A 22,741-nucleotide genomic window follows, 5' to 3' on the forward strand; every position below is an offset into this window, starting at 1 on the left:
GCTCATGCGCCCGCCAGGATCAGATCGACCACGTCCTGGAATTCGTCCGCCTTCACCAGCACCTTGGTGCGCTCCACCCCGTCCTCGACGGTGAAGTAGCGCCTGCCGATGAGCACGATCTTCCCGTTGTCCGTGGCCCGGCTGCGGAAGGTGGTTCCCGCGAGCACCGAGTCCTGCGCGTAGTCGTCCAGGCTGTCCAGCCGCACCGCGTCCCAGCCGGACGGATCGGCCAGCTCCGGCCGGAACCGGTACACCGGCTGCCAGTCGCTCTCCTTGGGCCGCCGTTCCACCACCCGGTAGCCGTCGTGTTCGGTCACGCGGTACGAGCAGCCGTACTGGTGCTGCTCCTCCTCGGACAGGTACAGCGGCTCCGCATACGACGGCCCGGGGAAGCCGACGTCCACGAGGTGGGTCCGGCCATCGAGGTGGACCAGGTCGAAGGTGTGCTCCCGCTCCGGGCCGAAGGTCCCGTTCGCCTGCCGCACCGCGGCCGCCACCATGCGCACGTCGTAGCCGAGTTCGGCCAGCAGCGTGTGGAACAGCCGGTTGAGCTCGTAGCACACTCCGCCATGGCCCTCGGTCACCACGTGCTCGAACACCACGTCCAGCGGGACGTTCGTGAGGTGCCGCGAGGCCGGGAGCCGGTCGGGGGCCGTGGAGTTGTCGTACGGGACCGCCATGAGATGCCGTTTGTGCAGATGCCGGAGGGTGTCGAGGGTCGGTGGGGGTGTGCCCTCCACCCCGATGCGCCGCAGATACTTCGCCACGTCGAACATGCTGTGTGTCACCTCTCCGTGCTCTGGTCGTCGTCTTCGGCCGCTTCCCGGGCCGCCACGTCCGTGTCCGTGGTGGCGGCGCTCAGCGCGAGCTGGTCCTGGAGGTGCTCGGCGGCCATCGACGGGGTGGGGTAGTCGAACAGCATCGCCGCCGCGAGCTGGAGGCCGGTGGCGGTGTTGAGGCGGTTGCGCAGTTCCACCGCGGTCAGCGAGTCGAACCCGATCTCGAAGAGGGCGTCGTCCGGCCCCACCGCGTCCGGCGTGGCGTGTCCGAGGACGGCCGCGGCTTCGGCGCGGACGAGTTCGGTGAGGCGCTGGTGCCGCTGAGTCGGGTCGAGGGCGGCCAGCCGCTCGGCGAGGGACGGGGCGTCGGCCTCGGGCTGGGCCGAGGTGTGGGCGGTGGGACGGTGCCGGCCGCGTATGAGGGTGCGCAGCAGGGGCGGCAGGGTGTGCGGGCCGGTGTTGTTCTGGAGGGCGGCGAGATCGAGTTTGAGGGGTACGAGGTGAGGGTGAGGGGCGGCGAGCGCGGTGTCGAGGAGGCGCATGCCGTCGGCGTCGGTCAGGGGGATGACACCGCTGTCGCGGGTGCGTTGCTGCTGGGTGGTGGTCATCCCGGCGGTGAGTGCGCTGGTGGTTTCCCACAGGCCCCAGGCGAGTGAGGTGGCGGGGAGTCCGGCGGCGTGACGCTGCTGGGCGAGGGCGTCGGCGTAGGTGTTGGCGGCGGCGTAGTTGGCTTGGCCGGGGGTGCCGAGGGTGCCGGTGGCGGAGGAGTAGACGACGAAGGCGGCCAGGTCGTGATTGTCGTGGGTGAGGTCGTGGAGGTGGGTGAGGGCGTCGACCTTGGGGCGGAGGACGGTGTCGAGGCGGTCGGGGGTGAGGTCGGTGAGGAGTGCGTCGTCGAGGGTTCCGGCGGTGTGGATGATGGCGGTGAGGGGGTGGTCGGCTGGGATGTCGGCGAGGAGGGTGGTGAGTTGGTCGCGGTCGGCGGTGTCGCAGGCGGCGATGCGGACGTGTGCGCCGAGTTCGGTGAGTTCGGTGGTGAGGTCCGTGGCGCCGGGGGCGTCGGGGCCCTGGCGGCTGGTCAGGAGGAGGTGGCGGGCTCCGTGGTGGGTGATGAGGTGGCGGGCGGTGAGGGCGCCGAGGGTGCCGGTGCCGCCGGTGATGAGGACGGTGCCCTCGGGGTTCAGGGCGAGGGGCTCGGGTGTGGTGGCGGGGGCGGGCGTCAGTTGGGGGGTGTAGGCGGTGGCGTCACGGAGGGCGAGCTGGGCCTCGGCGGCGGCGAGCGCGGTGGGCAGGACCCGGTGGGAGTGGTCGTCGGTGTCGATGAGCTGGATACGCCCGGGGTGCTCGGACTGGGCCGAGCGGACCAGACCCCAGACGGCGGCCGCGGCCGGGTCGGTGACCTCGGCGGTGTCGTGGACGGCCATGGCGCCGTGGGTGAGGACGACCAGGCGGGTCTCCGCCAGTTCGGGCCGGTCCACCCACTGCCGCAGCAGCTCCAGGACCCGGGCACAGAGCGCGTGCGTACGGTCGATGGACCCGGTCTTCTCCGGCACCCAGGCGGACACGTCGGCGACGAGCACGGCGGGCCGCTCCCCGGCCTCCACCATCTCCATGGCCGCCACGGCCTCGGAGACATCGGCATAGCCCGGCGGGGAGTCCGGGAGTCGGCTCTCCCCGAGCGCGGCCCACCGCGCTTCCGTGGCGTCGAGCCCGCATTCGGACCAGCCGACCGCCCACAGAGCATTGCCGCCCGACGCGGCGGACAGCGCGCGCAACTGGTCGGGTGTGGTCTCCCGGAGCTGGAGGGAGCCGATCGTGGCCACCGGAACGCCCTGCGGATCGATGATCCGTACGCACAGCCCGTCCCCGTCGGACACCGTCGCCCGCACCCGTACCGCGGTGGCGCCCACGGCGTGGAGCCGCACATCGGTCCAGGCGAACGGCAGCATCGTGGGCCGCTCACCATCGGACTGGAAGCAGAAGTTCCCGGCGTGCAGGGTGGCGTCCAGCAGCGCCGGATGGATGCCGAACCGCCCGGCGACCCCGGTCTGCTCCTCCGGCACGGACACCTCGGCGAACACCTCGTCGTCCCGCTTCCACACCGCCCTCAGCCCGCGGAACGCCGGGCCGTACTCGTACCCGACCTCGGCCAGGTGCTCGTAGAAACCCTCGAGGGCGACGGGCTCCGAGCCCTCGGGCGGCCACGGCTGAGCGTTCTCGGGCGGCGGGGTCGTGGCTCCTGCGGTCAGGGTGCCGGTGGCGTGCTCGGTCCACTGCCGTATGCCCTCCGGGCGCGAGTAGACCCCCACCTTGCGGCGCCCGCGTTCCTCGCCACCGACGAGCACCTGGACGTGCAGCGTGCCCTCGTCCGGTACCGTCATCGGCCGGCTGATGACCAGCTCCTCCAGGGTGGGCGTGTCCGCCTCGTCCCCGGCGCGCACCGCCAGCTCGACCATCGCCGTACCGGGGAGCAGGACGGTGCCGGAGACGGCGTGGTCGGCCAGCCAGGGGTGGCTGTGCAGGGAGAGACGCCCGGTGAGCAGCACACCTCCGGTGTCGGGCACGCTCACCACGGCCCCGACCAGCGGATGGCCGGTGTCCTCCAGCCCCACGGCACGGACGTCGCCCGGACCGCCGCGGTCCAGCCAGAACGTCTCGTGTTCGAAGGGGTAGGTGGGGAGCGGGATGGGGGAGGGTTGTGATCCGGTGTACGCGGTGGGCCAGTCCATTGGTGTTCCCCTGGTGGACAGTTCGGCGAGGTGGGTGAGGAAGCGGGTGGGGGTGTCGTCGTCGCGGCGGAGGGTGCCGGTGACGGTGGTGGTGTGGAGGGTGTTGGTGGTTTCGAGGGTTTCTTGGATGGCGGTGGTGAGGACGGGGTGGGGGCTGACTTCGATGTAGGTGCGGTAGCCGTTGTCGGCGAGGGTGCGGATGGTGTGCTCGAACTGCACGGTTTGGCGGAGGTTGCGGTACCAGTAGTCGCTGTCGAGGGTGTTGGGTTCGATCCACTGGCCGGTGACGGTGGAGAGCCAGGGGATGGTGCCGGGGGAGGCGGTGATGTCTGCGAGTGCGTGGTGTAGGTGGTCTTGGATGGTGTCGACGTGTCCGGTGTGGGAGGCGTAGTCGACGGGGATGATGCGGGCCCTGATGCCCTGGTCGGTGTAGTGGGTGTGCAGCTCGTGGAGGGCGTCGGTGTCGCCTGCGATGACGGTGGCGTTGGGGCCGTTGTGGGCGGCGATCCAGAGTTTGCCGTGCCAGTTGGTGAGGTTGATGGTGTGGGCGGGGGTGGCGAGGGACATCATGCCGCCGTGTCCGGCGAGGTGGTGGGCGATGGTCTGGCTGCGGAGGGCGATGATTTTGGCGGCGGTGGGGAGGGTGAGGTGTCCGGCGACGTGGGCGGCGGCGATTTCGCCTTGGGAGTGGCCGATGACGGCGTCGGGGTGGATGCCCACGGACTGCCAGAGGGCGGCCAGGGAGACGACGACGGCGAAGGTGGCGGGCTGGACGATATCGACACGCTCGAGGCTCGGCGCGTCGGGTGCGTCGGTGATGACGTCGATGAGCGACCAGTCGGTGTACGGGGCCAGGGCTTCGGCGCATTCCTTCAGCCGGGCCGCGAAGACCGGCGAGGTTTTCAGGAGCTGTGCTCCCATGCCGACCCATTGGGCGCCCTGACCGGGGAAGACGAAGACCGTCTTGCCGTGGGTGGTGGCGTGGCCGGTGGTGAGGCGGGGGTGGGGTTGCCCGGTGGCGAGGGCGGTGAGAGCAGCCGTGGCCTCGTCGCTATCGGTGTCGGTGTCGGTGTCGGTGTCGGTGAGGATGACGGCACGGTGGTCGTGGAGAGTGCGGGTGGTGGCCAGGGACCAGCCGATGTCCACCGGGCGTGCGTCCACGCCGGATTCCAGGTGATCCAGCAGGCGTTGCGCCTGAGCCCGTAGCGCTGCCGGGCTCTTGGCGGACAGGACCCAGGGGGCGATTCCGCCGGTGGCGACCAGCCCAGGGGTGTCCGTGCCCTGGTCCACCTTCGACGCGGCTTCGGGTTCGGGCTGAGGTGCTTGCTCCAGGATGAGGTGGGCGTTGGTGCCGCTGACGCCGAAGGAGGAGATCCCGGCGCGGCGCGGGTGGCCGGTCTCCGGCCACGCCCGCCCCTCGGTGAGCAGGGACACCGCGCCCGACGCCCAATCCACCTGCGCGGTCGGTTCGTTGATGTGCAGGGACCGCGGAAGTGTGCCGTGCCGTATCGCCAGCACCATCTTGATGACGCTGGCCACGCCCGCGGCCGCCTGGGCATGGCCGATGTTGGACTTGAGCGAACCGAGCCATACCGGCTCGTCCCCCCGGCGCTCCTGTCCGTAGGTGGCCAGGAGGGCCTGGGCCTCGATGGGGTCGCCGAGGGCGGTGCCGGTGCCGTGGGCTTCGACGGCGTCGATGTCCGAGGGGGACAGTCCGGCGTTCGCCAGCGCCTGCCGGATCACCCGCTGCTGCGACGGCCCGTTCGGCGCGGTGAGGCCATTGCTGGCCCCGTCCTGGTTGACGGCCGTGCCACGAACCACGGCCAGCACCTCGTGCCCGTTGCGGCGGGCCTCCGAGAGCCGTTCCAGCAGCACCAGACCGACGCCCTCGGACCAGTTGGTGCCGTCCGCGCCCTCGCCGAAGGACTTGCAGCGGCCGTCCGACGCGAGGCCGCGCTGGCGCGAGAACTCGACGAACGCGCCGGGCTGGCCCATGACGGCGACGCCACCGGCGAGTGCCATCGTGCATTCGCCGGAGCGCAGGGCCTGTACGGCGAGGTGGAGGGCCACCAGCGAGGAGGAGCAGGCCGTGTCCACGGTCACCGCCGGACCGGTCAGCCCGAAGGTGTACGACACCCGGCCCGACGCCACGCTCGTCGCGCCGCCCACCCCGAGGTAGCCCTCCAAGCCCTCCGGGGCCGCGCCCGGCCCGACGCCGTACCCCTGGCCGCTGGCCCCGACGAAGACACCGACCTCCTGTCCGCGCAGCGACGTCGGAACGATCCCGGAGCGTTCCAGGGTCTCCCAGGCGGTCTCCAGCAGTACGCGCTGCTGCGGGTCCATCGACAGCGCCTCGCGCGGGGAGATGCCGAAGAAGGCGGCGTCGAACCCGCCCGCGTCGGTGAGGAAACCGCCCTCGCGTACGTAGGACTTGCCCAGAGCGTCCGGGTCGGAGTCGAACAGCTCGGCCAGGTCCCAGCCCCGGTCCCGCGGGAACGGCCCGATGGCATCGTCTCCGGCGGCGACCAGCCGCCACAGGTCCTCGGGGGTGCGGACGTCCCCGGGCAGGCGGCAGCCCATGCCGACCACGACGACCGGATCCTCGGCCTGGTCCGGAGCGGTCCGGTCACGTCGCACCGGCCGGGGCGTGGCCTCGGCCGTACGCCCGCCCAGTTGGTCACGCAGAAACTCGGCGGTGGCCACGGGGCTCGGGTGGTCGAAGACCAGCGTCGCCGGCAGCCGCAAGCCGGTGGCGGTGTTGAGGCGGTTGCGCAGCTCCACGGCGGTCAGCGAGTCGAATCCCATGTCACGGAACGCCTGTTCCGGCCCGATGGGGTCGATCGTGGGAAACCCGAGTACCGAAGCGGCCTCTTCACGGATCAACTCGACGAGCACACGCTCCTGTTGGGCCTCTGGCAGCCCGGCCAGCCGCTCGACGAGGCCGCCCTCACCGGCCTTGGGCACCGGCCGGGCCGTACGCCGCGTCGGCCGGACCAGACCCCGCAACAGTGGCGGGGGCTCCGTGGCCTCCGCGCCGAGGGCGGCGAGGTCGAACCTCATCGGCATCAGCACCGACAGCCCGGACTCCACCGACCGGTCGAACAGGCCCAGGGCCTCCGTGGTGGACAGCCCGACGATGCCCCCGCGCCGCATCCGGTGCAGATCGCCGGAGCCCAGCCCGGCCGTCATGCCACTGGTCTCCGCCCACATGCCCCAGGCCAGCGAGGTGGCGGGGAGTCCGTGCGCACGCCGCCACTGTGCGAGACCGTCCAGATAGGCGTTGGCGGCGGAGTAGTTGCCCTGCCCGGGCCCGCCGAGGACCCCGGCGGCGGAGGAGTAGATGACGAACGCCGCCAGGTCGTGGTTGTCGTGGGTGAGGTCGTGGAGGTGGGTGATCGCGTCGACCTTGGGGCGGAAGACGGTGTCGAGGCGGTCGGGGGTGAGTGCGGTGAGGATGCCGTCGTCCAGGGTGCCGGCGGTGTGGACCACGGCGGTGAGGGGGTGGTCGGCCGGGATGGTGGCGAGGACGGTGGCGAGCTGGTCTCGGTCGGCGGTGTCGCAGGCGGCGATGCGGATGTGTGCGCCGAGTTCGGTGAGCTCGGTGGTGAGGTCTGTGGCACCGGGGGCATCCGGTCCCCGGCGGCTGAGCAGCAGCAGATGGCGTACGCCCTGCCGGCCGACGAGGTGGCGGGCGACGGTGGCGCCGAGGGCGCCCGTGCCGCCGGTGACCAGGACCGTGCCATCCGGATCCAGGGCACGGGGGAGGGTGAGCACGAGCTTGCCGGTGTGCCGTCCCTGGCTCATCCAGCGGAACGCCTCGGGAGCGCGGGTGATGTCCCAGTGCCGTACGGGCAGCGGCTCGATCCGGCCCGCCTCGAACAGTTCCACCAGCTGGCCCAGCAACTCCCGCACCCGCTCGGCAGGGGCCTCGCCACCGAGGTCGAACGCCCGGTAGACGACCCCTGGATGCCGCGCCCCGACCTCGCCGGGCTCCCGCAGATCGGTCTTCCCCATCTCCAGGAACCGGCCGCCGTGGCCGAGGAGCCCGAGGGAGGCGTCGATGTGCTCGCCCGTGAGCGAGTTGAGAACGACATCGGCGGTGGGAAAGGTGTCGGCGTAGGCGAGGTCGCGGCTGGAGGCGAGGCGTTCGGCGGGAATGCCGAGCCGGTGCAGGGTGTGGTGTTTGGAGGGGTGGGCGGTGCCCAGGACGGTGGCGCCGAAGTGCTGTGCGAGCTGGACGGCGGCCATGCCCACCCCGCCCGCGGCGGCGTGCACCAGCACCGTCTCGCCAGGTTGGACCCTCCCGAGGTCCTGCAACGCGTACAGCGCCGTCAGATAGGCCACCGGCACCCCGGCCGCCGTGCCGAAAGACCAGCCCTCCGGCATCCGGATCACCGTACGCGCGTCGGCGGTGGCCAGCGGGCCGAACGAGCCGGAGAACAGGCCCATCACCCGGTCGCCCACGGCCAGGTCCCCGACGCCCGGGCCGACCTCGGTCACCACACCGGCGCCCTCGGTGCCGATCACCGACCGGCCCGGATACATGCCGAGAGTCACCAGCACATCGCGGAAGTTGAGCCCGGCGGCACGGACCTCGATCCGCACCTGACCGGACTCCAGCGGTGCGGTTCCGGCCTCGTCGGGCAGCAGCGCGAGGTTGTCCAGGGTGCCGTACTCGGGCGAGTCCAGATGCCACGACGGCTGTGCGGGCACCCGCAGGCCGGGCTCGACCCGGGCCAGGCGTGGCACCCACACCGCGCCACCGCGCACCGCCAGCTGGGGTTCGTCCCCGGACCCGGCCCACACACCGGCGGGCAGCACGGGGAGCTCCTCGTACGTGGCATCGGCGTCCACCAGGGCCAGCCGCCCCGGGTGTTCGGCCTGGGCCGAGCGGACCAGGCCCCAGATCGCGGTGGCGGCCGGGTCGGTGACCTCGGCGTCCCCGTGCACGGCGACCGCGCCGCGGGTGACCACGGCCAGCCGCGTCCCGGCCATCGCGTCGTCGCCGACCCACCGCTGGATCTCCGCCAGCAGGCGGCCGGTGAGCTCCCGGGCGCGCGCGGGCAGCGGCGCGGTGAGGTCGTTCGCCCACGTGCGCGTGTCGGCCACGAGGACGTCGGGAAGGGTGCCCGCGGTGCCCCTTGCTTCGCCGAGCGGCGCCCAGGAAACCGCGCCCTCCGGCAAGGCGTGTTCGCTCCAGCGGACCGTCCACAGCGCGTCATCGGCTTTGCCGCTCTCCAGCTGGGCCGGGTCCACCGCCCGCAGCGTGAGCGAGTCCACGGAGGCCACCGTCTGGCCCGAGCCATCGGTCAGCCGCACCGCGAACGCGTCGTCGCCCATCGGCCGGACATGCACCCGGACCGCGGTCGCGCCGCCCGCGTACAGACGGACGTTGTTCCAGGCGAACGGCAGCAGCGTCACCTGTCGCTCCGGATCGGAGGGCAGGCAGAAGCTGCCCGCGTGCAACGCGGCGTCCAGCAACGCCGGGTGGATGCCGAACCGTTCGGCCTCCGTGGTGTACGCCTCCGGCAGCGCCACGTCGCCGAAGATCTCACCGTCCCGGCGCCACGCGGCGACGAGCCCGCGGAACGCCGGTCCGTACGCGTAACCGGCGTCGACGAGCGAGCGGTAGAAGTCTTCCACCGGGATCGGCTCGGCTTCGGCGGGTGGCCACTCGCCGACCGCCCCGTCCCGCGGTGCCGGGACCTGCGCGGTGAGCGTGCCGGTGGCGTGTTCGGTCCAGTCCGTGCCGCCGTCGGCGCGGGAGTAGATCCGCACCGTGCGCCGCCCGCCCTCGTCCGCGCCCACGACGACCTGCACACTCAGGGCGGTGTCGGCGGTCAGCGTCATCGGCTGCCCGATCACCAGCTCCTCCAGCACCGGGGTGCCGGTCTCGTCCCCGGCGCGCACCGCCAGCTCCACCATCGCCGTGCCGGGCACCAACACCGCACCGGAGATGACGTGTTCGCCCAGCCACGGCTGGGCCCGTACCGACAGCCGCCCGCTGAGCTGCACACCGCCCGTCTCCGGCAGTTGCACCACAGCGCCCAGCAGCGGGTGGCCCGCCTCCCCGAGGCCCACCGCGCCCACATCGCCGGACCCGGCGGCCCGCTCCAGCCAGTAGTGCTCATGCTGGAAGGCGTACGTCGGAAGGGCGACGCGCCGGGCGCCGGACCCGGCGAACAACGCGTCCAAGTCCACCGGCACACCGCGTACGTACAGACCGGCGAGCCCGGCCAGCACCGCCTGGGCCTCCTGGACGCCCGGACGCAGGGACGGGACGAACGCCCCGTCCGCCACCGCGGCCGCCTTCACATCCGCATCGGCATCCGGCAGACAGTCCTGGCCCATCGCGGTCAGCACCCCGTCCGGGCCCAGCTCCAGATGGGTGCGCACGCCCGCGTCGGCGAGCGCGCGGACACCGTCGAGGAACCGCACCGCGCCCCGCACATGCCGCACCCAGTACTCCGGGGTGCACAGCTCCTCGGGATCCGCGATCCCACCCGTCAGATTCGACACCACGGGCACCCGGGGCGGCGCGTAGGTCAGCCGCGACACCACCTCGCGGAACGCGTCCAGCATTCCGTCCATGTGAGGCGAGTGGAACGCGTGCGAGACCACGAGCCGCTTGGTCTTGCGGCCCTGCCGCGCCAGTGTCTCCGCCACCGCCGTGACCACGTCCTCGTCACCGGAGACGACCACGGACGTCGGGCCGTTGACCGCGGCGATGGAGGCCAGGTGCTCCTTCCCCGTGAGCAGGGGGATGACCTCGTCCTCGGCCGCCTCCACCGCGACCATCGCCCCGGTCGCGTCGAGTCGCTGCATCAGCCGCCCGCGCGCCCGCACCAGTGTGCAGGCGTCCGGCAGGGACAGGACCCCGGCCACATGAGCCGCGACCACCTCGCCGATCGAGTGACCCAGCACATACGCGGGGCGCACCCCCCACGACTCCACGAGCCGGAACAGCGCCACCTCCAGCGCGAACAGCGCGGGCTGGGTGAACTCGGTCCGGTCCAGCAGCGCCGCCCTCGCCGACCCCTCCTCGGCGAACACCACCTCGGCGAGCGACACCTTGTCGCCCCCGCCCCCGTCGCCATCTCCAGCGCGCAGGTCGCCGAACTGGGCGCATACGTCATCGAAGGCCCGCGCGAACACCGGGTAGCTGCCGTGCAGTTCCCGGCCCATTCCGGCGCGCTGGCTGCCCTGGCCGGTGAACAGCACCGCGACCTTGCCGGAGGCCACGGACCCGGTGACCGCCGACCTGGCGGACGCGCCCGAGGCCACCGCCTCCAGCCCCGCGACGGCCTCCTCGGCATCGGCGCACAGCACGACCGCGCGGTGGTCGTGGAGGCTCCGGGTGGTGGCCAGCGACCAGCCCACGTCCCGCGCGCTGCCGGCGTCCGTCTTCCGTACATGGGTCAGCAGCCGGGCGGCCTGGGCCCGCAGCGCCGCCTCCGTATGGCCCGAGAGCACCCAGGGCACGACGTGGCCGGTGGCGACCGGACCCGGCTCGGTGGACTCCTCCGGCTGCGGGGCGGTGTTGTCCGCCGGGGCCTGCTCGAGGATGACATGGGCGTTCGTTCCGCTGACGCCGAAGGACGAGATTCCGGCGCGGCGGGCGTGTCCCGTCTCCGGCCACGCCCGCCCCTCGGTGAGCAGGGACACCGCGCCCGTGCCCCAGTTCACCTTGGAGGTGGGCTCTTCGGCGTGGAGGGTCTTCGGCAGCCGGCCGTGCCGTAACGCCATGACGGTCTTGATGACACTGGCGATCCCGGCGGCGGCCTGCGCATGTCCGATGTTGGACTTCAACGACCCCAGCCACAGCGGTTGGTCCTCCGGACGGTTCCGGCCGTACGTGGCAAGAAGCGCCTGGGCCTCGATCGGGTCGCCGAGGGCGGTGCCGGTGCCATGGGCCTCGACCGCGTCCACATCGGCCACCGTCAGCCCGGCGTTGGACAGCGCCTGGCGGATCACCCGCTCCTGGGAAGGGCCGTTGGGCGCGGTGAGGCCGTTGCTCGCGCCGTCCTGGTTGACCGCCGTGCCCCGGATGACGGCCAGGACGTCGTGGCCGTTGCGGCGCGCGTCGGAGAGCCGCTCCAGCAACACGAGCCCGACACCCTCGGACCAGGTGGTGCCGTCGGCGCTCTCGCCGAACGACTTGCAGCGCCCGTCGGGTGCCAGGCCACGCTGGCGGGAGAACTCCACGAACGCGGTGGGCTGGCCCATGACGGCGACACCACCGGCCAGCGCCATGGAGCATTCGCCGGACCGCAGTGCCTGTACGGCGAGATGGGTGGCCACGAGTGAGGAGGAGCAGGCGGTGTCCACGGTCACGGCGGGCCCGGTCAGCCCGAGCGTGTACGACACGCGTCCGGAGATGACGCTGCCGGAGGCGCCGACCCCGAGATAGCCCTCCAGGCCCTTGGGCGCATCACCCGGGCCGCCGCCGTACCCCTGGCCGCTGCCCCCGGCGAACACCGCGATGTCGCGGCCCTCCACCGACCGCGGATCCATCCCCGCCCGCTCGAACGTCTCCCACGCGGTCTCCAGCAGCAGCCGCTGCTGCGGGTCCAGCGACAGGGCCTCGCGCGGCGAGATGCCGAAGAACGCGGCATCGAAACCGCCCGCACCCTCCAGGAATCCCGCCTCGCGCACGTAGGACTTGCCCACGGCGTCCGGATCGGAGTCGAAGAGTGTCTCCAGGTCCCAGCCGCGGTCCTGGGGGAACGGGCCGATCGCGTCCCGGCCCTCGGCGACCAGCTCCCACAGCGACTCCGGGTCGGTCACCCCGCCCGGCAGCCGGCACGCCATCGCCACGATCGCCACGGGTTCGGTGGACTCGGCGATCAGCCGGTCGTTCTCCCGCCGCAGCCGTTCGACGTCCATCAGCGAGGTACGCAGCGCCTTGACCAGGTCTTCCCGGGACGCAGCCATGTGTGCTCCTCTCCGCAACCGCGGCGTCAGTCGTTTCCGAAGGTCGTGCCGCGCATCGCCCGGCTCACCAGTTCGTCGGCGTCCAGGTCCGCGATCGCGGTGTTCTCCGCCTCGGCGGCGGTGCTCAGCTCGCTCAGACCACTCAGCCCGCCCGGCTCACCGGCCGTGGAGTCCGCGAGGCGCACCAGCGCGTCCAGCACCCCGAGCTCGTGGAAGCGGCGCAACGGCACCGAGGCAAGCACCCGACGGATCTCCCGCTCACGGCCGTCGGCGTCGGTGGCCGCGCCGTTCGCGAGGCCGTCCACGGTCCCGTTGGCGGTCTCGTCCGCGGTGGGCAGCAGCTCCGTACGGAGCTTCCTCGCCAGCGTGGTGGGTTTCGGATAGTCGAACACCACCGTGGGCGAGAGCTGGAGGCCGGTGGCCGCGTTGATCCGGTTGCGCAGCTCCACCGCGGTCAGCGAGTCGAACCCGGTGTCCTTGAACGCGCGCTCCGGCTCCACCGCGTCACCGTCGGCATGCCCGAGCACGGCCGCCGCCTCGCGCCGTACCAGGTCGGTCAGGAACGCCTCCCGCTCCGGGCCGGTCAGCTCGGCCAGGCTGTCCAGGAGCACCTCGCGCCGCGACGCGCCCCCACCCGGCGCGTCCGCCGCCAGGATCTCGGCGACCTCGGGCAACTGCCGCAGCAGCGGCCGCTCCCGGGCCATCGTGTATCCCGGCACGAACCGTGCCCAGTCGATGTCGGCGACGATCACATTCGGCGGGCCACCGCCCACGGCACGCGCCATCGCACGCAGCGCGGGCGCCGGGTCCATCGGCAGGATCCCGATACGACGCCACTGGTCGCCGCCATCGGCGTCGATCATGCCGACGCCACCGCCCCAGCCGCCCCATGCCACCGACGTGGCCGCGAGACCCCGGGCGCGGCGGCGCTGCGCCAGCCCGTCGAGGAAAGCGTTGCCCGCCCCGTACGGGGCCTGACCGCCACTGCCCCAGACACCGGCACCGGAGGAGAACAGCACGAAGGCGTCCAGCTCCCGGTCGCCGACGAGCCCGTCCAGTACCAGCGCGCCACGCACCTTCGCCCCCGTCACAGCGGCGAACTCCTCGGCGGTCACCTCGGTGACCGGAGCCGGGGGCAGTCCGGCACCGGCGGTGTGCACCACCGCGGTCAGCGGATGTGTCCGCTCCGCCTCCGCCAGCACGGCGGCCACGGCGTCCCGGTCGGTCACATCACACGCGGCGACCGTGACCCGCACATCCGTCAGGTCCGCCACCAGTTCGGCCGCACCCGGCGCGTCACCGCCCTGCCTGCTGAGCAGCACCACATGGTCCGCCCCGTTCGCGGCGAGCCAGCGCGCCACGTGTGAACCGAGCCCACCGGTGCCGCCCGTGACCAGTACGGTGCCGCGTGGCTTCCAGGCGCTGCCCGAGCCGTCCCGGTCCCGCAGCATCCGGCGCGCGAAGAGCCCGTCGGCGCGCACCGCGAGTTGATCCTCCCCCTCCGGGGAGCACAGCGCCGCGAACAGCCCGTCCGGCAACTCCTCGTCGTCTCCTTGGGCCGGAAGGTCGATCAGGCCGCCGAAGGTGTCCGGGTGGTCGAGCCCGAGCACGGCGCCGAATCCCCACACCGCCGACTGCACCGGGTCGGCCGCCTCACCGGCCACCGCGACCCCGCCACTGGTGACACACCACAGCGGTGCGGTGACGCCGTGGTCCCGCAACGCCTGCGTCGCCGCCAGCGTCGCAGCGGTGCCCACGGACACCGTGCCGTACTCGGTGTCGGCGCGGTCGTCCCACGAGAGCAGGGACACCACACCCGCACAGCCGTCCGCCGACTTGACCTGGTCACCCAGCGCCTCCCGGCTGGTCTCGGCGACCTCGACGGCCACCACCTCGGCGCCCCGCGCGGCCAGTCCGTCCAGCACCGCACGGACCCGTGCCGAACCGGCCCGTACGGCCGGGACCAGCACCAGCCACCGGCCCGACAGGTGCGGTTCGGCGGCGGCCACCCGGGTCCAGCCGACCCGGTACCGCCATGCGTCGGCGAGGGAGTCCTCCCGGCTGCGCCGGCGCCACGAGGCCAGCGCGGGCAGCACCGTGCCCAGGGCCGCCGCGTCCACGTCGAGGTCCCGCGCCAGGGACTGCGCGTCTCCGTCCTCGATGGCCGCCCACAGGGAGCTGTCGGCGGTCTCGGCCCGTGTCGGTGTCCTGGCAGGCTCCAGCCAGTAGTGCTGGTGCTGGAAGGGGTAGGTGGGCAGGGGTACTTTACGGGCTCCGGAGCCGGCGAAGAGGGTGGGCCAGTGGACTGGTGTTCCGGTGGTGGTGAGTTCGGCGAGGTGGGTGAGGAAGCGGTGGGGGCTGTCGTCGTCGCGTCGGAGGGTGCCGGTGATGGTGGTTTGTAGGTGGGGGTGGGTTTCGGTGGTGTCTTGGATGGCGGTGGTGAGGACGGGGTGGGTGCTGACCTCGATGAAGGTGCGGTAGCCGTGGTTGAGGAGGTTTTGGGTGGCTTGGTGGAAGCGGACGGTGTCGTGGAGGTTGCGGTACCAGTAGTCGGTGGTGATGTGGGTGGGGTCGGCCCAGTCGGCGGTGACGGTGGACATCCAGGCGGTGTGGCCGGGTGTGGCGGTGACGCCGTCGAGTACCTGGTGGAGTTGGTCTTTGATGGTGTTGACGTGTCCGGAGTGTCCGGCGAAGTCGACGCCGGGGAGTTGCCAGCGGTAGATCTTGGCTTTGGAGAGGGTTTTGCCGAATTCGGTGAGTGCGTCGGGGTCTCCGGATATGGAGATGGAGGCGGGGCCGTTGACGGCGGCGATCCACAGGCGTCCGTCCCAGGGGGCCAGTGCTTCCTGGATCCATTCTTGTGAGGTGAGGACGGACATCATGCCGCCGTGTCCGGTGAGGTGGTGGGCGATGGTTTGGCTGCGGAGGGTGACGATTTTGGCGGCGGTGGGGAGGGTGAGGTGTCCGGCGATGTGGGCGGCGGCGATTTCGCCTTGGGAGTGGCCGATGACGGCGTCGGGGTGGATGCCGTTGGCCTGCCAGAGTGCGGCGAGGGAGACCATGATGGCGAAGGTGGTGGGCTGGAGGACGTCGACGCGGTCGAGTGAGGGTGCGTCGGGTGCGCCGGTGATGACGTCGATCAGCGACCAGTCGGTGTAGGGGGCCAGGGCCTCGGCACACTCGTTCAGCCGGGCCGCGAAGACCGGTGAGGTCTGGAGGAGTTCTGCTCCCATGCCTGTCCACTGGGCACCTTGGCCGGGGAAGACGAAGACTGTCTTGCCGTCGGTGCCGGTCTCCCCGGTGACCAGGTTGGGGTGGGGCTGCCCTTCGCTGAGGGCGGTGAGGGCGGCCGTCGCCTGGTCGAGATCGGTGGCGAGGACGACCGCGCGGTGTTCCAGTGCGGTGCGGGTGGTGGCCAGCGACCAGCCCAGGTCCACCGGGTCGGTGTCGGGGTGGGTGCGCAGGTGGGCGATCAGGCGCTCGGCCTGTGCGCGTAGCGCCGCCGGGCTCTTGGCGGACAGTACCCACGGCGCCACGCCCCCCGTGGCCACCAGCCCGGGAGCCTCCGGTTCCGTGGCTTCGGTTTCTACGGCCGTCTCTTCCGGGGCCTGTTCGAGGATGAGATGGGCGTTGGTGCCGCTGACGCCGAAGGAGGACACACCGGCGCGGCGTGGGTGTCCGGTCTCCGGCCAGGGCCGGGCCTCGGTGAGCAGGGACACCGCGCCCGATGTCCAGTCCACCTTGGCGGTGGGCTCGTCGGCGTGGAGTGTCTTGGGCAGTACGCCATGCCGCATGGCCTGCACCATCTTGATGACGCCCGCGATTCCCGCCGTGGCCTGGGTGTGGCCGATGTTGGACTTCAGGGAGCCCAGCCAGAGGGGGTGGTCGGCGGGGCGGTTCTGGCCGTAGGTGGCCAGGAGGGCCTGGGCCTCGATGGGGTCGCCGAGGGCGGTACCGGTGCCGTGGGCCTCGACCGCGTCGATGTCGGCGGGCGACAGCCCGGCGTTGGCCAGGGCCTGCCGTATGACCCGCTGCTGGGAAGGGCCGTTGGGAGCGGTGAGGCCGTTGCTCGCGCCGTCCTGGTTCACCGCCGTACCGCGGATCACGGCCAGCACCTCATGGCCGTTGCGGCGCGCCTCGGAGAGCCGCTCCAGCAGCACCAGCCCGACGCCCTCGCTGAAGGTGGTGCCGTCGGCGCCCTCGCTGAAGGACTTGCTGCGGCCGTCCGGCGCGAGACCGCGCTGGTGGGAGAAGCTCACGAACCCGTCCGGGGTCGACATCACCGTCACACCCCCGGCCAGGGCCATCGAGCACTCGCCCTCACGTACCGCCTTGGCCGCCCAGTGGATGGCCACCAGCGAGGAGGAGCACGCCGTGTCCACCGTCACCGCGGGACCGGTCAGGCCCAGTGTGTAGGCCACTCGTCCGGACACCACGCTCCCCGACTTCCCCGTGCTCAGATAGGTCTCGGACCCCTCGGGCAGCTCACCGGCGTTCGTCGCGTAGTCGTGGTAGATGAGCCCGGCGAAGACGCCGGTGTCGCTTCCCTGCATCGACCGCGGGGCGATACCGGCCTGCTCGAAGGTCTCCCACGCGGTCTCCAGCAGCAGCCGTTGCTGCGGGTCCATCGCCACGGCCTCGCGCGGGGAGATGCCGAAGAAGTCCGCGTCGAACTGGGTGGCCCCCTCCAGGAACCCGCCCTCGCGCACATAGGTCGTGCCCACCCGGTCCGGGTCCGGGTCGAACAGCGTGTCCAGGTCCCAACCACGGTCGGCGGGGAACGCCCCGATGCCGTCCTCCCCGTCGGCCACCAGCCGCCACAGCCCGTCCGGGTCGGTCACCCGGCCGGGGAGCCGGCAGGCCATGCCGACGATGACCACGGGGTCGTCCGCGTCGGCCCCCGGCCCGGCGACGGCGGCCGGAGCCGCCTGCGTCGAGCCGAACAGCTCGTCCCGCAGATACCCGGCGGTGATCGCGGCGGTCGGGTAGTCGAACACCACGGTCGCGGGGAGCCGTAGCCCCGTGGCGGCGTTGAGGCGGTTGCGCAGTTCCACCGCCGTCAGCGAGTCGAACCCGATCTCCCGGAAGGGCTGGTCCGGCCCGATGCTGTCGATCGTCGTATGACCGAGCACGGCCGCGGCCTCGGTGCGGACGAGCTCGGTGAGGTGGCGCAGCCGTTCGCCGTGGTCGAGGGCGGCGAGCCGCTGCATGAGCGACGACGTGTCGGCGGGCGCCGGTGTGTGGGCCGTACGGCGCGCGGGACGCCGTACGAGATGGCGGAGCAACGGGGGAACGTGCCGCGCCCTGTCGTGGGCCCGAAGCGCGGCCGGGCTGATCTTGATCGGGACGAGGTGGGGGTCGGTGGCGGTGAGGGCCGTGTCGAGGAGGGCGAGACCCTCGTCGTCGGTGAGGGGTGCGACACCGCCGCGATGGGTGCGCCGGCGATCCTCGGTGTTCATGGTGGCGGTGAGTGCGCTGGTGGTTTCCCACAGGCCCCAGGCGAGTGAGGTGGCGGGGAGTCCGGCGGCGTGACGCTGGTGGATGAGGGCGTCGGCGTAGGTGTTGGCGGCGGCGTAGTTGGCTTGGCCGGGGGTGCCGAGGGTGCCGGTGGCGGAGGAGTAGACGACGAAGGCGGTCAGGTCGTGGTTGTCGTGGGTGAGGTCGTGGAGGTGGGTGAGGGCGTCGACCTTGGGGCGGAGGACGGTGTCGAGGCGGTCGGGGGTGAGGTCGGTGAGGAGTGCGTCGTCGAGGGTTCCGGCGGTGTGGATGATGGCGGTGAGGGGGTGGTCGGCTGGGATGTCGGCGAGGAGGGTGGTGAGTTGGTCGCGGTCGGCGGTGTCGCAGGCGGCGATGCGGACGTGTGCGCCGAGTTCGGTGAGTTCGGTGGTGAGTTCGGACGCGCCTGGGGTGTTGGGGCCTTGGCGGCTGGTCAGGAGGAGGTGGCGGGCTCCGTGGTGGGTGATGAGGTGGCGGGCGGTGAGGGCGCCGAGGGTGCCGGTGCCGCCGGTGATGAGGACGGTGCCCTCGGGGTTCAGGGGAAGTGACTGGGCTGGTGTGTTGGTGGGTGCGGCGGTGAGCCGGGGCACCCAGAGGGTGTTGTCGCGGAGGGCGAGTTGGGGCTGGTCGGCGGTCAGTGCGGTGGGGAGCGCCTGGTCCGAGTGGCCGTCGGTGTCGAGGAGGCGGACACGGTCGGGGTGCTCGGACTGGGCCGAGCGGACCAGGCCCCAGATCGCCGCCGCGGCGGGATCGGTGACCTCGGCCGAGTCGCGTACGGCCATCGCGCCGCGCGTGAGTATCACCAGCCGGGTGTCCGACAGCTCGGGCAGCGTCACCCACTGCTGCAACAGGTCCAGCGCCTTGGTGGTCAACTCGCGTGCGCGGGCGGTGGGGTCGGTGTCGGGGGACTGCCATGTGGCGGTGTCGACGACGATCAGGGTGGGCCGGTCCTCGGCCTCGGCGACCGCTGTGACATCTGCGAAGGCCGGGGTTTCTGCGGCGGCGAGGGCGGGGGAGACGTCCCCGAGGGTGCCCCACGAGACCTCGTCCGTGGCGGTGATGGTGCCGTGTTCGGTCCAGGTGACGGTCCACAGCGCATCGTCGAGGGGTGTGGAGGTGAGCGCTTCGAGCTGCCCTGCGTCGACCTCCCGCAATATCAGCGAGCCGATCGACGCGACCAGCCCTCCGGCCGCGTCGACCAGGGCCACGGAGAGCCCGCCGTCCTCGGTGTAACGGGCGTGTACGCGCACCGACGTGGCACCAGTGGCGTGCAGGCGTATGTCGTTCCACGCGAACGGCAGCAGCATGCGGCTGCCGGGCTCGCCGGGCAGGCAGTAGTTGCTCGCGTGCAACGCGGCGTCCAGCAGTGCCGGGTGAATGCCGAACCGGCCGGCGGCCTCCGTCTGCTCCTCCGGCAGCGCGGCCTCCGCGAACACCTCGCCGTCGCGGGTCCAGACCGCCCTCAGTCCCTGGAAGGTCGGCCCGTAGTCGTAGCCCCCCTCGGCCATCTGCTCGTACAGACCCCCGACGGCCACCGGCTCGGCACCGGCGGGCGGCCATTCGGCCACGGCGGGCGGCGGGGGAGCGGCGCTGTCCTGGGCCAGTGTGCCGGTGGCGTGCTCCGTCCACTGGGTGCTTTCCTCGGCGCGGGAGTAGACGCGTACGTCTCGGCGCTCGGACTCGTCGGGGCCGCCCACGACCACCCTGATGTCCAGGGAGCCACTGTCCGGCAGGGCCAGTGGCTGCTCGATGACGAGCTCTTCCAGGGTGGGGGCGTCGGTCTCGTCCCCGGCGCGGATGGCGAGTTCGGCCATCGCGGCGCCGGGGAGGAGTACGGCGCCGGACACGGTGTGGTCGGCCAGCCAGGGGTGAGTGGTCAGGGAGAGCCGTCCGGTGAGGACGGTGCCCCCGGTGTCGGGGAGGTGGACGGCGGCGGTGAGCAGCGGGTGCGCGGGGTCGTGGAGACCGGCCGAGGCGACGTCGCCCGTGCTGGTGGCGCGGGTGAGCCAGTAGTGGTGGTGTTGGAAGGGGTAGGTGGGGAGGGGTGTGGGGTGGGGGTTGGTGGTGGTGTAGAGGGTGGTCCAGTTGGGGGTGTGGCCGTGGGTGGTGAGGTGGGCGAGGTGGGTGAGGAAGCGGGTGGGGGTGTCGTCGTCGCGGCGGAGGGTGCCGGTGACGGTGGTGGTGTGGGGGGTGTTGGTGGTTTCGAGGGTTTCTTGGATGGCGGTGGTGAGGACGGGGTGGGGGCTGACTTCGATGTAGGTGCGGTAGCCGTTGTCGGCGAGGGTGCGGATGGTGTGCTCGAACTGCACGGTTTGGCGGAGGTTGCGGTACCAGTAGTCGCTGTCGAGGGTGTTGGGTTCGATCCACTGGCCGGTGACGGTGGAGAGCCAGGGGATGGTGCCGGGGGAGGCGGTGATGTCGGCCAGGGTCTGGTGGAGTTCGTTCTTGATGGTGTCGACGTGTCCGGTGTGGGAGGCGTAGTCGACGGGGATGATGCGGGCCCTGATGCCTTGGTCGGTGTAGTGGGTGTGGAGTTGGTGGAGGGCGTCGGTGTCGCCTGCGATGACGGTGGCGTTGGGGCCGTTGTGGGCGGCGATCCAGAGTTTGCCGTGCCAGTTGGTGAGGTTGATGGTGTGGGCGGGGGTGGCGAGGGACATCATGCCGCCGTGTCCGGCGAGGTGGTGGGCGATGGTCTGGCTGCGGAGTGCGACGATTTTGGCGGCGGTGGGCAGGGTGAGGTGTCCGGCGACGCAGGCGGCGGCGATTTCGCCTTGGGAGTGGCCGATGACGGCGTCGGGGTGGATGCCCACGGACTGCCACAGGGCGGCGAGGGAGACGACGACGGCGAAGGTGGCGGGCTGGACGACATCGACTCGCTCGAGGCTCGGCGCGTCGGGTACGCCGGTGATGACGTCGATGAGCGACCAGTCGGTATACGGCGCCAGGGCCTCGGCACATTCCTTCAGCCGGGCCGCGAAGACCGGCGAGGTTTTCAGGAGCTGTGCTCCCATGCCGACCCACTGAGCGCCCTGACCGGGGAAGACGAACACGGTTTTGCCGTCTGGCCCGGTCTGTCCGGTGATCAGGAGTGGGTCGGGTCGTCCTTCCGCGAGGGCGCGGGCGGTTGTCGTGCCTCCGTTGGTGTCCGTGGCGAGGATGACTGCGCGGTGTTCCAGGGCGGCGCGGGTGGTGGCCAGTGACCAGCCCACATCGACCGCACGCGGAGCATCGCCCGTCTCCAGGTGGCTGACCAGGCGTTCCGCCTGGGCGCGCAGTGCCGCCGGGGTCTTGCCGGACAGCAGCCACGGCACCACCCCGCCCGTGGCCACGAGACCAGGCGTACCCTCCTCGTCCGGATCCGCTTCGGGCGCGTCCGCTTCCGGCGCCTGCTCCAGGATCACGTGTGCGTTCGTCCCACTGACGCCGAACGACGAGATCCCCGCTCGTCGCGGGCGCCCCGTCTCCGGCCATGCCCGCGCCTCGGACAGCAGCGACACCGCACCCGAAGCCCAGTCCACCTTGCTGGTCGGCTCGTCGGCGTGGAGTGTCTTGGGCAGTACGCCATGCCGCATGGCCTGGACCATCTTGATGATGCCCGCGACACCCGCTGCCGCCTGCGTATGGCCGATGTTGGACTTGATGGAACCCAGCCAGAGGGGCAGGTCCTCCGGGCGGTTCTGGCCGTACGTGGCCAGCAGGGCCTGGGCCTCGATCGGGTCGCCGAGACTCGTACCGGTGCCGTGTGCCTCCACCACATCCACATCGGCCACCGAAAGCCCCGCGTTGGACAGCGCCTGCCGGATCACCCGCTCCTGGGACGGACCATTGGGTGCGGTGAGGCCGTTGCTCGCCCCGTCCTGGTTGACCGCCGTACCACGGACGACGGCCAGCACCTCGTGCCCGTTGCGACGGGCGTCCGACAGGCGTTCCAGCAGCACCAGACCGACGCCCTCGGACCAGTTGGTGCCGTCCGCGCCCTCGCCGAAGGACTTGCAGCGCCCGTCGCGCGCCAGCCCCCGCTGCCGGGAGAACCCGACGAAGCCACCGGGGGTGGCCATCACCATCACCCCACCGGCGAGCGCCATCGAGCACTCCCCGGACCGGAGCGCATGGCCGGCCAAGTGCATCGCCACGAGCGACGAGGAGCAGCCGGTGTCCAGGCTGACCGCCGGGCCGAGCAGACCGAGCGAGTACGAGATACGGCCGGACGCGATGCTGCCCGCGCCACCGATTCCCAGATACCCCTCGAATCCGTCCGGCACCTGGTCGACGGTCAGCGCGTAGTCGCCGTTGGCCACGCCGGTGAACACACCGACGTCGCTGTCCGCCAGCGAACTCGGGTCGATTCCCGCGTTCTCCAAGGTCTCCCACGCGGTCTCCAACAGCAGCCGCTGCTGGGGATCGGTGGCCAGCGCCTCCCGTGGGGAGATGCCGAAGAACTCGGCGTCGAACTCCGCCGCGCCGGCGAGGAAACCGCCCTCGTGCACATAGGAGGTGCCGCTGGCGTCCGGGTTGGCGTCGAAGAGGTTCTCCAGGTCCCAGCCACGGTCCTCCGGGAAGCCGCCGATCGCGTCCCGGCCGTCGGCCACCAGATCCCACAGCTCGTCCGGGGTGGTCACCCCGCCCGGGAAGCGGCAGCCCATGCCGACGATGGCGATCGGCTCCTCCGTCGCCGTCTCGGCCTTGCGCAACCGCTCCCGCGTCTGGTGCAGATCGGCGGTAACCCGCTTGAGGTAGTTGAGGAGCTTTTCGTCATTCGCCATCTGGACCTCGTCAAGAGCCTCGTGGGTGAAATCGGTGAGC

The 22,741-nt window shown here is 71.9% G+C and carries 3 protein-coding genes; all 3 read right to left on the reverse strand.

Going from position 1 to position 22,741, the window contains the following annotated elements; genetic code table 11:
• Positions 1 to 2: 2 nt before the first annotated feature.
• Genes KHP12_RS43445 through KHP12_RS43455 form a run of 3 tightly spaced genes read right to left on the reverse strand, consistent with a single transcriptional unit; the run spans position 3 to position 22,701 of the window.
• Complete coding sequence (locus KHP12_RS43445; RefSeq protein WP_308017012.1) at positions 3 to 788, reverse strand: arylamine N-acetyltransferase family protein; 786 nt, start codon at positions 786 to 788, stop codon at positions 3 to 5.
• Positions 785 to 12,442 carry a type I polyketide synthase gene (locus KHP12_RS43450; RefSeq protein WP_211834516.1) on the reverse strand — a complete coding sequence of 3,886 codons (11,658 nt, stop codon included), beginning with the start codon at positions 12,440 to 12,442 and terminating at the stop codon, positions 785 to 787. The genes KHP12_RS43445 and KHP12_RS43450 overlap by 4 nt, the downstream gene beginning before the upstream one ends.
• A gap of 26 nt (positions 12,443 to 12,468) precedes the next feature.
• Positions 12,469 to 22,701: a type I polyketide synthase gene (locus KHP12_RS43455; protein WP_211834517.1), complete on the reverse strand. Its 10,233-nt coding sequence runs from the start codon at positions 22,699 to 22,701 to the stop codon at positions 12,469 to 12,471.
• Positions 22,702 to 22,741 lie beyond the last annotated feature (40 nt).

The organism is Streptomyces asiaticus, from assembly GCF_018138715.1.
Lineage (GTDB): Bacteria > Actinomycetota > Actinomycetes > Streptomycetales > Streptomycetaceae > Streptomyces > Streptomyces asiaticus.